This is a genomic window from Niallia alba (assembly GCF_012933555.1).
GTDB lineage: Bacteria > Bacillota > Bacilli > Bacillales > Cytobacillaceae > Niallia > Niallia alba.
On the sequence record NZ_JABBPK010000001.1, the window covers coordinates 2,084,184 to 2,098,702 of the forward strand.

Consider the following 14,519-nt stretch of genomic DNA (forward strand, 5'->3'; position numbering starts at 1 on the left):
GTATATAATAATGTAAAATTACATTATGAATTTTTTTCTAATTTACTGTAGGGGGGAAACAGTTAACAGACGTCTATTAAATAGAATAAAAAATAAGGCTGTTTTCTAAAAGATTATTTTTTTCAATAGGAGAAAAGAATTAGTTGGAAAATGGAGCAGCCGGAATACACGTAGACTCCTGTGAGCCGAAGCGGCTCAGCGCGAGCCCCACGGAAAGCGAAGTGTATTTCGGCTGCGGGTAATAGCAACAAACTTTATGAAAACAGCCAAAAATAAAAAATGGGGGAAACAGAGTTTGCGAAATGTCAAAAAAGTCATAATCATATGTTTTATTTTATTTTTGGCCACTACTTTTATTGTAAAAGAAGCAAATGCAGCAACATCTACAGCCGAAATAAAAATTACAACAGAAGCTGGATTAGCTGGAAAAGTAATCGACGGAAAGGGATTTTTATTAAAAGTTACCATTGAAAATAGTGGTAAAGATTTCAAAGGTGATTTATTAGTTCCTTATTCTCCGAGTTATGAAGTGGGAGGACAAACATTAGTGTCTGTAGATATTCCGGCGAATAGTAAGAAGACCTATATGGTCACAATGCCAGGGATTTCTTCTGATTCTAACTATGCTAATAATAAAATGAAATTATATCGCGGGAGTTGGAAGAAGGGTGATGAGGTAACTTTTGCTGGAGTAAAAGAAGTGAGAGTTAATTTTATTTCTCAACAAACCTTAGGTATTCTAACTGATCAATATGATAAATTTAAAGATTTAAGAAAGTTTCCAAGTAATTCAATTTATACAACAGAACTTTTAAAAGAAGATTTACCAGATCAAGCGTTAGCTCTTGAAACTGTAAGTTATTTACTCGTTGATCAGTTTTCACTTACAGAATTAACAGATGCGCAGCAACAAGCGATTAAAAATTGGATTGAAAATGGAGGTATTTTAATCACTGGTGCCTCAACAAATGGTAAGCAGGTATACGGCAATTTAGAAACAGTCATGCCGTTAGCACTTGGTGATCAAGAAACGATTTCCTTGGAGGCAATTGATTCAAAAAGCAAACAACTAGAGAAAATAAATGGTTTTCAATCTTCGCTAACAGATGGAGCTGAAGCAATTGTTTTACATAATGACCAGCCTATTATTGCTAAAAAGACACTTGGTGGAGGAAAAGTAATGCAAACTTCCTTTTCACTAAGTGATCCGGCTTTTCTTAGCTGGCAAGGATTCAATAGTTGGATGGAAAAAATACTATTAGCAGAGAATACGCAACATTCCGCTAATTATCAGTATAGTAATAGTCCAATCAGTAATCTTTATTATAACTTTGTGGAATCGAATGAGTATTTTAAAAATTCTACTATATCAACAAGTATCTTATTAATTATTTTAGCAGGATATTTGCTCGTTATTGTGCCGATTTTATATTTTATGTTAAAAAAGATCGACAAGCGTGAACATGCTTGGTGGATTATTCCGTGTCTATCCATTCTTTTATCAATTGGAGTGTTCTTTACAGGTGCAAAGGATAAAATAAAAAATCCACAATTCAATGAAATGGGCATCTATCAATATAACGATAACTATTTATCTGGATATCAAGCAACTACGCTTTTATCGAATAAATCAGGTGATTTTACGTTAACGTATGATAAGAATGCATATACGCCAATTCCGTATTTAGGATATGGAGAATTGCAAGTAAAGGCCATTACAAGTGAAAAAATAAAAAAGAATGAAATTATTTTTCCAGAAGTAGAGTATTGGTCTAGTCGTACTATGTTCGGCAAATCTAGCATACCGCTAGAAGGCGGATTTGGTCATGAATTTGACACAACAGAGAAAGAAATTTCTGGGACGATAACCAATCATTATCCATATGACTTTGCAAGAGTATTTATATGGTCTGGGACGGAAAAAATCGACTTAGGCTCCCTAGCTGCTGGAGAAACAAAAAAAGTTAAGGCTACCCATAAACATAAGTATTTTTCCAGACCAACTGATACAAATCAAGGCTATTATCTTTATGATTATAATGGCAAAGATTTAAATGAGTATAGGGAATTAGCTGCGTCAAGTATGGTGTTAAATACGGATTACTTTAAGAATGTGTCAACTGGAGATCCGTTGTTAATTGGAATTACGAATGAGGATATTGTCAAGGTTGAATTAACAAGTGGAAAGGTAACGAAGAATAGCACTAACTTAATTATGGAGCCTATTACAATAGCAAATAATTTTCCTGGGCCGTTTACCTTAAATGAAGGGAACATGGAACAGAAATTAACGGTAATCGAGGGGGCTATCTATAATGAGAACTTCCAATATAATGATATTTCCTTAGAAGATGGGAAGTATCTATATACGCTTGGTATTCCTAAATCTTATGAAGAAAGCTCCATTGCTTTGGATTCTTTAACCGTACAACCAATGGGAAATATGGGTGTGAAATATAGTATTTATAATAAACGCACGGATGATTATGAAGAAGTGAAAAGTCTTTTTAAAGTGGAGAAAGAAAAAATTGGCGATTATGTTGATAAAAATAGAAAAATCACTATTAAGGTGGATAAAGCAACGAATGGAGATCCATATATGCAACTGCCATCTGTTAAGGTCAAAGGAGAGATAAAAGAATGATAGAAATTAAAGGTCTTTCCAAAAAGTATGGAAAGTTTACAGCACTACAGCCATTAGATCTTCAAATCGATGCTGGGTGTGTGTTTGGGTTTGTTGGGCAAAACGGAGCGGGTAAATCAACGACATTCTCTATTCTTGCTACTCTATTAGCACCGACATCGGGTACAGCAACCATTAATGGAGCAGATATCATAAAGCAACCGAAAGAGGTAAGAAAACAATTAGGATATATGCCTGATTTCTTTGGTGTTTATGATCAATTAAAAGCAGAAGAATATTTAGATTTCTATGGTGCTAGTTATGGTATCCCAGCAGCACAAAGAGAAAAATTAATCCCTCAGCTATTAGAGCTAGTTAATCTTTCGCATAAGCGAAAAGATTATGTAGATTTATTGTCGCGAGGGATGAAACAAAGACTATGCCTTGCGAGGAGTTTAATCCATGATCCTGCTGTCCTAATTCTCGATGAACCAGCATCTGGTTTAGATCCACGTGCGAGGATTGAAATGCGTGAGATTTTAAAAGAATTAAAGAATATGGGAAAAACAATTCTTATCTCCTCCCATATTTTACCTGAATTAGCTGAAATGTGTGATGTCATTGGAATTTTAGATCAAGGAAAATTAGTGGCACAAGGAACTGTATCAGCTATTCAACAGCAATTACAAAGTGAAAAAATTATAAGTGTAAAAACATTTGATATGCAAAAAACGATTGCGTTTTTTGAAGAAAATCCACGGATTACAAAAATAGAAGTTTTAGAAGAAGGAAAAGCCATTCAGTTCCTCTTTAAAGGTGGAGATGAGGAACAGCAAGCTTTATTAAAAACAGCGATTCAAAAAGAGATTCCGATTATTAGTTTCTCAGAAATGGAGAGCAATCTAGAAGATGTCTTTATGGAGATCACAAAGGAGGTTGAATTCTCTTGAAAGCTTATTTCATGAACCCCGTATTAAACAAAGAGCTAAAACTGCGCTTTCGTTCAGGGAAAACGTTTGTCGGGATCCTGTTTTATCTGCTTGCACTCACCTTGTTGATGGTTGCTTTAATGTATGTGCTCAGAACATCAAGTCCAAGCGGATTTTTTAAGCCGCAAGAAAGTAGATTGATGTTTATGTTTTTGGCATTTTTTCAATTAGGATTAGTTTTATTTATTACCCCAGGATTGACAGGCGGAGTTATTAGTAGTGAACGAGAAAGACAAACACTAAGCATTCTATTAACAACCACCCAAAGCAGCTTTACAATTGTTATTGGTAAATTGCTCTCGTCCATTTCGTATTTAGTTTTGTTAATTTTAGCAAGTCTTCCGATTTATAGTTTTGTGTTTTTATTTGGTGGAATTTCGCCGACTCAGTTAGCGCAAGTATTTTTCTTTAGCTTGTTTACGATGCTTGTGATTGGCAGCTTTGGTGTTTTGTTTTCTACCCTTATACGTAAAACAATTGTAAGTATGGTCACAACATATAGTGTTGCTTTATTTATTGTTGCTGGAACGGCAGTTATCTCCCTAATTCTTTTTCAAATTGCGGATATCTATGCTGTTGCCACGCCAAAAAAGGTTCCATCTGTGTATTTTAGTGCCATGTTTAATCCTGGCATTGTTTTAGCTGATGTCTTTGAACCGACTGTTTCTGAACAAATAAAAGAAATCACAGGAATTAAATTTCCAATATGGGCTGCTCACCTTATTACTTATTGCATTGTTATTGTGCTTTCATTAACAATTAGTGTTCGTAATTTACGTGCCAATATGAAAAAGGGAAGTTGATAGGTCTATGGAAAATCTCCGACAATACAAGGAATTAATCAAACCAGTAAGAAGGTCCATTGCGAGAGAATTGATTGCAAAAGAGCTATGCTTATTACTTGCACTTTTAGGAGGAGGATTTCTCCTCCTCTCTATTAGTGCTAGTCTTTTTATTCTTCCGTTTTTGTTTTACTTTCTATTAATAGCTACGTGTCTTTCTGTATTGTTCTTTCTCTTTCGATTATGGAGAAAATGGCCAACAGAAAAGCAGGCAGTAAGGCTATATAATCAGTTTGTGTCAGATGACTATGCAACAGCTGCCTATTCTTATTTAGAGAGTGAGGGGGCGGTGGAACAATTAGTTGTAAAGCAGGCAATCGCAGAAATGGGACGTAATCAAACGTATGTATTAAAGCGAAAGAAAAAATTAGTTTACCCTATTCCCATTTTTACAGGCATTGTTTGTCTTCTTATCACTGTTCTCTTGCAGATATTCCCATCTGCCAATATGGAAGCTGCTAAGAAAAAAGAAAATGAAATAAAAACAATAGCCAAGACGGAGAAGGAATTAGAAAAAGCGATCAAAAAAGAAACAGATAAACAAGTTCAAAAAGAGTTGAAAAAGCTGCAAAAGGAAGTCAAAAAGAAGGATACAGTAGAAAAAACCTTTGCTGAACTCGAAAAGCAAGCAAAAGAGTTGCAGCTTAAAAAAAGAAAGCTTCAAGAAAAAAGCAGCGAACGCCAAAAAGCAGAGGAAAAGCTTAATGAGGCAGGTTTAAAGTCTCTTTCTAAAGCTATATCAGAGGGTGATCAAGAAGCCTTAAAAAAGGAATTACAAAAAGCAAACGAACAATATGAACAGTTAACAGATAAGCAAAAAGAGGCGCTCAATCAATTAACAGGAGGAAATCAGCAGCTTTCAGAAGAACAATTAAAGCAACTTCTAGAGAAAATGGATGAATTACTTAATAATGAGGGGCTTTTACAACAATTAGAAACGATGCAAACAGAACTTGCACAGCTAGAAAATATCCTTAAAAAGGAAAGTCTCGCAAATGGAATTGCCATTCCTAATTCTAATACAGTTGCCAGTGGCTCCAATAATACGGAATCTAATTCTTCTAGTAATTCCAATTCCAATGGTCAGCAAGGTCAGAATGACTCAGATAGCGGAGATGATGGTGCTTCCTCAGGTAACGGTAATGGCTCTAGCTCAGGAAGCGGATCAGGAACAGGCTCTGGTTCAGGTAACGGCTCTGGTTCTGGAACAGGAAGTGGTAGTGGCGGTGGCTCAGGAAATGGCAACGGAACAGGAGCCGGCTTTGGGAGCGGAAGCAGAGAGCTAACGGTGCCGGAAAAACTAGATGGAAAACAAAATACAGAGGTGGATGCAGGAAAGTTAGGCGAAGGTAAGCAAGGTCAGATGACAGAAGGAGAAGGTCCAATCCTAAAAGGGAATGTTCGACCATATGAACAAGTGTTTTCAGACTATGAAACTGCTTACCGGGAAAGTACCTCTCGATATAAATTACCACATGATTTAGAAAACATAGTAAAAAATTATTTTACCGAAATAAAACCAAATGAAAAGTAGGGGAAATGATGAAAAAAGAATTAATGGAACAGGATTTTATCCAAGCAGAAGCATTACTTAAAAAGGTGAAAGATGAAATTGGAAAATTTATTGTCGGCCAAGAAAAAATTACCGATGAGGTTCTTTGGAGTATGTTGGCAGGGGGGCATGTGCTTTTAGAAGGGTTGCCAGGTCTTGGGAAGACAATGATGATTCGAACAATTTCCGAAGTAATGGATTTATCCTTTGCTAGAATTCAGTTTACACCAGATCTAATGCCAGCAGATATTACGGGTACGATGGTGCTGCAGCCTGATGAAAGCGGGAAACAGCAGTTTCATTTTCATGAGGGACCTTTATTCAATCATATTGTCCTTGCCGATGAAATAAACCGGGCGACTCCGAAAACGCAAAGTGCGTTATTAGAAGCAATGGGAGAAAAAACCGTCACAATTATGGGAGAAACGAAAAAATTAGAAGCGCCGTTTTTTGTACTAGCTACACAAAATCCTCTTGATATGGAAGGAACTTATCCATTGCCAGAAGCGCAGCTCGATCGTTTCATCTGTAAATTACATGTCACGTATCCATCGAAAGAGGAATTAAAAGCAATTATTAGAAGGACAACAGGAACGGAAACAACTTTATTAACACGTGTAGCATCTGTCGAAGATATTATTTACTTACAAAGTCTTGTCAAACAAATTCTTTTAGCTGACGATATTTTAGAGGTTGCAGTTAACATTGTTTCGGCGACTCATCCTAGTTCAGAGGATGCAACAGAATTAGGAAATAAATATATTCAGGCAGGCAGCGGACCTAGGGGTTTGCAGTCATTAGTATCAATGGCCAAGGCAAGAGCGTTAGCTTCTGGTAGATATCATGTTTCTATAGCGGATTTACGACATGCTGCTCTTCCTGTGTTCAGACATCGAATTTTACTTAATTTTGAAGGAGAAATAGCAGGAATAACGCCAGATCAAATTATTGACGATATTTTAGATCAAACGTTGCGGGTTGAAGCAGGGAAAGGACGATGAAGGATTATCATCAATTATTGGCTCGAATGAATCGAAGAAGCTTGCAAGTTTCTACAAAAGGAGCAGGGATGCAAAACGGCAGAAGAAAATCCCATATTCATGGAACCTCTTTGGATTTTGCTGACTATAAAGTCTATCATCCTGGCGATGATATCCGGCAAATCGATTGGAATGTATATGGTCGTACAAATAAGCCCTATATTAAAAGATTTCAAGATGAAAAAGAGATTTCAGTTAGTATATTTCTAGATGCTACTTCTTCCATGAAACAGGTTCCTGTGAAATGGGAGTTAGCGCGAGAATTAGCTGCAAGCTTAGCCTATATTACGCTATCTCATGAAGATCGTCTAAGCTTTGCTGCCGTTTCTACAGATTTTTCCTTTCACCGTAAAGGATCAGTTCATAATAAACGGACCTTTTATGAAATTGTCGGTGTAAGGAACGATACCCAGGATGAAAGCTTTACTCAATCATTAGCAAACTCCTTAACAGCGCCAACGCAACTGGTTATTTTGATTACAGATGGTTTAGAACCGTTAACGTTATTTGAAGAAAGTTTTAAACGATTAAAATATCGTAATCAGCAAATATGGCTGATTCAATTATTAAGTGAAACAGAGATAAATCCTCCCTTTTCGGGAGATATCCAGCTAGTGGATAGTGAAAATGGAAAAATGGTTGATGTAAGCTTGAATCCTTCGATTAAAACGCTATATAAAAATAGGCTAGATGATCATAATGATAATCTTGAAATTCTTTGTGCCACATATGGAATCCACTATTGCCGAATAAGCGATAAACTAGATATACAAACGATTATTTTGCGTGAACTAGCGTTTGCTGGATTGATTCAATAATATTTTTTTGGTTAAGAAAGTATAAGTCTCTTAAGTCTATCTGATATCTCATTTCAGTGTTCTTATCTTTCTTAACCGAGCAAAAAGGAGAGAAAAAATGCACTTAGCAAATCCGTACTATTTTTTGCTGCTAATTTTTATTGTGGCATTTATCCTATTTTATTTTTTTCGAAAAAAATATACAAAACAAATTATTCCTTCTAATTTACTGTGGGAAGAAGTTCTAAAGGAAATGAGGGCAACATCCTGGTTTCATAAATGGCAAAATAATCTATTGTTTTGGCTGCAGCTTCTATGTCTCCTTTTATTAATGTTTGCACTAGTTGGACCATATTTTTCAAAAGAGACGATGAAAGGGGAACAAATTATTCTTCTTTTTGATACTTCGGCATCTATGGCAGCGGAAGGTAAAGACTTTAACCGTTTGGAAGATAGTAAAAATGAGGCAGTTGAAATGGTGCAAGGTATCCAGCAAAACCAAACAGTCACGATTTTAGAGGTAAATGATCGTCCAAAAATAATTCTTCATGGCGAGTCAGATCGAAACAAAATAAGTCGTGCAATTAAAGACATAGAGCTTTCTTATACTCACGAAGACTGGCAAAGTGCTACAGAGCTTACGGCAAGTCTTGCAAAAGAAGGCAAGAGTGCTATTCATATTTTTTCTGACGGACTGGAGGAGGAAAAGATGAATAATCTCGATTCCTTCTATGTGGAAGTACATAATCAAGAGCAGGGCCAAGAAGAAAATCTTTCTATTTTATCTTTTGGTGTATCAAAAAAAGATAAAAAAGTGGCAGGTATAGCAATGGTGGAAAATCAAACAGATTCCCTCCAAAAAGTACCTTTACTTGTAGAAAGTGAAAAAATCGTGCTCTTTCAACAAGAAGTGGAACTGCAGCCACAAGAGAGAAAAATAGTAGCGATAAATGATCTTCCAGAGAAATCTTATTATAATGCCAAGATCGACGTAGGCGATAACTATTTAGTGGACAATAGGCAAACAGCTGTATTTAATAAACAGGCAACGACGATGTATACAGATAAGGAGATGAATCCATTTTTAATAAAAGGATTTGAAGCGATTGGTCTTCGTGTGATTCAAATGGAGAATAAAGAGGAATTTTTAAATAAAAAGGATAGTATTTTTCTCTTATCTGGTTCCACACTGCCGAAAAATATTGAGGCGCCATTTGTCTTCTTTTTTGTTGATGGGAAAAAGGCCGAAGTACAAACAGCTGTAGAAGCAAGTGAAGACGAGCTGTTATTACATGTAGATATGAAGGATGTTTTTATTGCGAGTGCAATGAATCAAACAATAGAAGGGGTAAAACCAATTGTTAAAGGTGGAGACCTGCCATTAATTCAAAAAGGTATGGTTCATAATCAGCCAGCCATTCTAATTCACTTTGATTTGAAGGACAGTGATTGGCCATTGCATCCTAGTTTTCCAATCTTTTTATATAATATGTATCAATGGCTTTCCTCTCAATCAAATTATATAGGGGATTTTCAGCCTTTAGAATCGAGAACGATTCACTTAACGAATCAAGCAGCAGATTGGGATATTTATAATGAAAGTGATCAACTAGTCGGCTCGTTTTCGATGGAAGGGGATGGGTTTCAAGCACCCAAACTACCTGGCGTTTATCAGCTAACAAATGATTCAGACCTGATGTATTTTTCCGTAAATTTAGATGATCGCGAAAAGATGATTGCCTCCCAAAAATCGTTTATCCTAAATGAAGATCAATTAAAGGAGAATGAAATAACCAAAACACAAAGTGATTGGCTCTGGTACCTATTATGTATGCTTGCTTTTCTAATTTTATGTATAGAATGGGAGGTTTATCGACGTGCAAATAGAGTTTAAATACCCATTCATTCTATTAATCTTCCTTCCTATCGCATTTCTTCTATATCGATATTGGAAACAGACGAGAACAGTAACAAATCGTCAGGAAAGGTATCTCATTCTTTTTCTAAGAAGCTGTATCTTTCTTTTGCTAATTGTGGCACTAGCCATACCTCAAGTTGTTCTGCCACAAAAAGAAACACCGGTTGTTTTTGTAATGGATCGTAGTGCAAGTGTGCAGGATTCAGGAGCACAGCAACTGGAGTGGCTGGAAAAAAGCCTGCAAAATAAGAATGAAAAAGATAAATATAGTGTCCTTTCCTTTGGAGAAAAAGCAACCATTGAACAGATGATGGGAAAAGAAGGTCTTCGTTTTCCTAAATGGGATGAGGAGACAGGCAAAGATCATACAAATATAGAGGGTGCCATTAATCTTGCCAGCAGTGTATTTTCGAATAATAGTGGAGGTAGAATTGTATTATTCACGGACGGCAATGAAACAATGGGGAATCTGACTGAAGCAGCAAAATTATTAAAAAATCGCTCTATTGAATTGGATACGGTATTACTCGACCCCCATCAATATGAAGACACTGCTGTAACAGAAGTGGAGGTACCATCGACTTTGTATGAAGGGGAAAAAGCAGCAGTTTCTGTAACTATTGAAAGTAATACAGCCAAAACAGGGTTGCTTCATTTCTATGAAAATAATAATAAAATAATATCGAAACCGATTGATATTAGTGAAGGAACAAATATCGTTCCAATCGAGTTTACAGTGGAACAAGCTGGATTGGTAACATTTAAAGCAGAAGTAGAGTTAACAAATGATGCTTACGCGGAAAATAATAAACTCCAGGTTGTTAATATGGTTAAGACAATTCCACAAATATTATTAGTGCAAAATAGCCCGAATGAAGCGCTTGTTCAAGCCTTGGAAGCAGCAGGATACAAAGTAGAAGTTCGTTCCTCCATTCAGCTTCCTACCGTCCTTTCTGGCTATTTAAACTATCAGTCCATTATTTTTAATAATATTGCAGCAACGGATATTACAGAAAACCAAATGAATCTTGTCGAGAAAAGTGTGAAAGACTTTGGAATTGGCTTCCTCATGACAGGTGGGGAAAATAGTTTTGGACTAGGTGGTTATTTCCAAACGCCTATTGAAAAATTGTTGCCTGTTGATATGGATATAAAAGGGAAAAAGGAAATGCCATCTCTAGCATTAATGATTGTACTAGATAGGTCTGGGAGTATGGACGGATCTAAATTTTCATTAGCGAAAGAGGCTGCGGCACGTTCGGTTGAACTACTTCAAGAATCAGATACTTTAGGTTTTATTGCTTTTGACGATAAGCCATGGGTAATTGTAGAACCAAAACCTTTGAAAAATAAAGAAGAAGTAGTGGATAAAATCCGTTCTGTGCCTGTTGGTGGCGGTACAGAAATTTATGGATCTTTGGTGGAAGCATATGATCAAATTAGTGATTTAGATGTAAAAAGAAAACACATTATTTTATTAACAGATGGACAGTCTGCAACGAATAACAATTATGAAGAGCTAATTAATAATGGAAGTAAGAAAAATGTCACCCTTTCAACGGTAGCTCTAGGTGCCGATGCAGATAGAAATCTCTTAGAGGAATTAGCAGAGTTTGGAGCAGGGCGTTTTTATGATGTGCAAGACTCTACGGTAATTCCCTCCATTTTATCAAGAGAAACGGTTATGGCTACAAGAACCTATATTGAGGATACTCCATTTTATCCTCAAATAAAATCTGGCTATGGATGGGATTCTTTATTTAATCAAGGGGTTCCAGAAATGAATGCCTATATTGCGACAAGTGCGAAATCCGAAAGCACCGTTCCGATTGTTAGTACAAAGGAGGATCCGATTTTAGCAGAATGGCAATACGGTTTAGGAAAGACGATTGCGTTTACCTCGGATGTTAATGGCGCATGGGCAGGAGACTGGGCCCGCTGGAATCAATGGAGCAACTTTATAACAAAAATGGTCGCAAATACGCTACCGCAATACGATTCTGAGGCGTATTCATTGACGGTAGAAAAAGAGAAGGATCGAACCTATCTTTCTGTTTCCGCTGATCAATTATCGATGCTTCCAATTGAAACAACCATTACCTCTGAAAGAGGAGAAACGATTGAAGGAAACACAAAAATGATTGCGCCTGGAAAATATGAGGTAGATATTGGAAATGATCCTGGGCTTTATTTTATTCATGTTAAACAAACAGATGAGGATGGAAACATATCTGTTTACCAATCCGGTTTTACCATTCCGTACTCAGATGAATATTTAATTACTGGAATAAATGAAGAAAAAATGGAAGAACTTCTTGCTATTACAGGTGGTATCCAATTGCAAAAGGAATCACAAGCATTCCGTCCACTAAAGGACCCAGCTAAGCAAAAGCAGGAAATTACCGAAGTCTTACTGTTCATTAGCTTTCTTTTGTTATTTATAGAAATAGCGATTAGAAGATTTGGTTTGCCGGTGACATTACTTGTTTCCTTGGATAAGCGGAGAAATGTGAAGGATAAAAAGGATCGTTTCGTCACTAAGGAAAAGAAAGAGGCAGCAGTTGTTCAAAAGAAAGATGTACAACAGCAAGTGCCTATTAGAGAGAAGCGTAAAAAGCAAGAGAAACCACTGAAAAAGGCGAAGGTAGATAAAGAGAAAACAGAGAGCGAAAATCATTTGGATCAATTATTAGAAATGAAGCGAAAGAAAAAGCGCTAAATTTACTTTTGATTTTGTTTTTCGTGATAGACTGCAGGCGACTTAGTTAGTTGTCTGTAGTTTTTTTATGATTGTATTTTTAACTCGTGAGTGGGCTTAATGCCCTTGTGGCAAAGGAAGCAGATTCACAAGAATGTTGTTTGTATTCCCTACCGTTCACCGTGTTTCCTTTATCTCAGTCAGATACCTTCCAGTTTGTACAACGATGACCAAGGCGCTTCCGCTTTTCGATTTGTAAAGATATTTTCTTGACATCTTTTTTTTGGGTGTGTAAAATAGTCGTTGTAAAGGCTTTTGACTTAACACGGGGGTATTATTCGATGCTTGAAAAAACAACGAGAATGAATTATTTATTTGATTTCTATCAGTCGTTGTTAACACCGAAGCAACGAAGCTATATGTCTCTTTACTATTTGGATGATTACTCTCTTGGGGAGATTGCTGCTGAGTACAATGTAAGCCGTCAAGCGGTGTATGACAACATTAAACGTACAGAAGCAATGCTAGAAGAATATGAGAATAAGTTATTGTTACTTCAGAAATTTCAGGAACGCCAAGTTCTTTTTGAAAAGATGAAAAAAATGCTAGAACATGATACCTTATCTATATCTGCGTTGCAAGAAGCAGTAGAGGAACTAGAGAAATTAGATTAAGGAGGCTGACGTATGGCATTTGAAGGTTTAGCTGACCGACTGCAGAACACGATGCAAAAAATCCGTGGAAAAGGGAAAGTAAACGAAGCGGATGTTAAAGAAATGATGCGTGAAGTTCGTCTTGCGCTCCTAGAAGCAGACGTTAACTTTAAAGTGGTAAAAGACTTTGTAAAAAAAGTAAGTGAACGTGCAGTTGGACAGGAAGTGCTAAAAAGCTTAACTCCTGGACAACAAGTTATTAAAGTAGTAAAAGAGGAACTTACCGAATTAATGGGTGGAGAAGAAAGTAAAATTGGCGTTAGTAAACGTCCTCCAACTGTTGTTATGATGGTCGGACTTCAAGGGGCAGGTAAAACAACAACCACCGGTAAACTTGCAAATTTACTACGTAAAAAACATAATCGTAATCCATTATTGGTAGCTGCAGATATTTATCGCCCTGCTGCGATTAAGCAATTGCAAACATTGGGTAAACAACTTGATTTTCCTGTGTTTTCATTAGGAGACCAAGTTAGTCCAGTTGAAATTGCGAAGCAAGCGATTGAAAAAGCGAAAGAAGATCATCATGATTATGTTTTAATTGATACTGCAGGTCGTCTTCATGTAGATGAAGCGCTTATGGATGAATTAAAGCAAATCAAAGAGCTAGCAAACCCAGAAGAAATATTACTTGTTGTCGATGCTATGACAGGGCAAGATGCTGTTAATGTAGCTGGTAGCTTTAACGAGCAGTTAGGATTAACGGGAGTTGTCTTAACAAAACTTGATGGTGATACTCGTGGGGGAGCTGCGCTTTCCATTCGTTCTGTCACAAACACACCAATTAAATTTGTTGGTTTGGGAGAAAAAATGGACGCGCTTGAAACGTTTCATCCTGAAAGAATGGCTTCCAGAATTTTGGGGATGGGCGATGTTCTCAGCTTAATTGAAAAAGCACAAATTAACGTGGACGAAGAAAAGGCAAGAGAGCTAGAAAAGAAAATGAAGTCAGATTCATTCACTTTTGATGACTTTCTTGATTCTCTAAGCCAGGTTAGAAGTATGGGGCCACTTGACGAATTAATAAAAATGATGCCAGGTGCGAACAAAATTAAAGGCTTAAACAATATGAAAGTGGATGAAAAACAAATTGCACATGTCGAGGCAATAATTAAGTCCATGACAAAGCAAGAAAAAGAACATCCAGAAATCATCAATGCTGGCAGAAGAAAGCGTATTGCTAAAGGAAGCGGAAGAACCGTTCCGGAAGTTAATCGACTTTTAAAACAGTTTGATGACATGAAAAAAATGATGAAGCAAATGACCAATATGGGTCAAAAAGGCAAGAAAAAAGGTAAATTCAAATTACCATTCAACCCTTTTTAACGACGTTTTTTGTATGGAAGT

Annotated in this window: 10 protein-coding genes; all 10 read left to right on the forward strand. The window is 36.6% G+C overall.

What is annotated here, in order from left to right; all coding sequences use genetic code 11:
- Positions 1-295: 295 nt before the first annotated feature.
- The 10 genes from HHU08_RS09895 (at position 296) to ffh (ending at position 14,498) form a co-directional block, all read left to right on the forward strand.
- The gene (locus HHU08_RS09895) at positions 296-2,644 is read left to right on the forward strand and encodes a hypothetical protein (protein WP_205835598.1); all 2,349 of its coding nucleotides are present in this window, start codon (positions 296-298) and stop codon (positions 2,642-2,644) included.
- Positions 2,641-3,573 (forward strand): ABC transporter ATP-binding protein, encoded by a 933-nt coding sequence (locus tag HHU08_RS09900; protein ID WP_016201088.1) that lies wholly within the window; start codon positions 2,641-2,643, stop codon positions 3,571-3,573. Before HHU08_RS09895 ends, HHU08_RS09900 begins: the two co-directional genes overlap by 4 nt.
- Positions 3,570-4,415, forward strand: coding sequence for an ABC transporter permease (locus HHU08_RS09905; protein WP_169188366.1), 846 nt, complete (start codon positions 3,570-3,572; stop codon positions 4,413-4,415). The genes HHU08_RS09900 and HHU08_RS09905 overlap by 4 nt, the downstream gene beginning before the upstream one ends.
- 7 nt (positions 4,416-4,422) lie before the next feature.
- On the forward strand, positions 4,423-5,988 hold the full coding sequence (locus tag HHU08_RS09910) for a coiled-coil domain-containing protein (RefSeq protein WP_169188367.1): 1,566 nt from the start codon (positions 4,423-4,425) through the stop codon (positions 5,986-5,988).
- 8 nt (positions 5,989-5,996) lie between these two features.
- Positions 5,997-7,007, forward strand: a complete 1,011-nt coding sequence (locus HHU08_RS09915) for an AAA family ATPase (RefSeq protein ID WP_016201091.1) — start codon at positions 5,997-5,999, stop codon at positions 7,005-7,007.
- Entirely contained in the window at positions 7,004-7,864 is an 861-nt protein-coding gene (locus HHU08_RS09920; protein WP_016201092.1) for a DUF58 domain-containing protein, read from the forward strand. Before HHU08_RS09915 ends, HHU08_RS09920 begins: the two co-directional genes overlap by 4 nt.
- 97 nt (positions 7,865-7,961) lie before the next feature.
- Positions 7,962-9,737 carry a vWA domain-containing protein gene (locus tag HHU08_RS09925; RefSeq protein ID WP_169188368.1) on the forward strand — a complete coding sequence of 592 codons (1,776 nt, stop codon included), beginning with the start codon at positions 7,962-7,964 and terminating at the stop codon, positions 9,735-9,737.
- On the forward strand, positions 9,721-12,480 hold the full coding sequence (locus HHU08_RS09930; RefSeq protein ID WP_254414975.1) for a VWA domain-containing protein: 2,760 nt from the start codon (positions 9,721-9,723) through the stop codon (positions 12,478-12,480). The genes HHU08_RS09925 and HHU08_RS09930 overlap by 17 nt, the downstream gene beginning before the upstream one ends.
- 320 nt (positions 12,481-12,800) lie before the next feature.
- The gene (locus HHU08_RS09935) at positions 12,801-13,133 is read left to right on the forward strand and encodes a putative DNA-binding protein (protein ID WP_016201095.1); all 333 of its coding nucleotides are present in this window, start codon (positions 12,801-12,803) and stop codon (positions 13,131-13,133) included.
- A gap of 12 nt (positions 13,134-13,145) precedes the next feature.
- Positions 13,146-14,498 carry a signal recognition particle protein gene (gene ffh, locus HHU08_RS09940; protein WP_016201096.1) on the forward strand — a complete coding sequence of 451 codons (1,353 nt, stop codon included), beginning with the start codon at positions 13,146-13,148 and terminating at the stop codon, positions 14,496-14,498.
- The last annotated feature ends 21 nt before the right edge of the window (positions 14,499-14,519 follow it).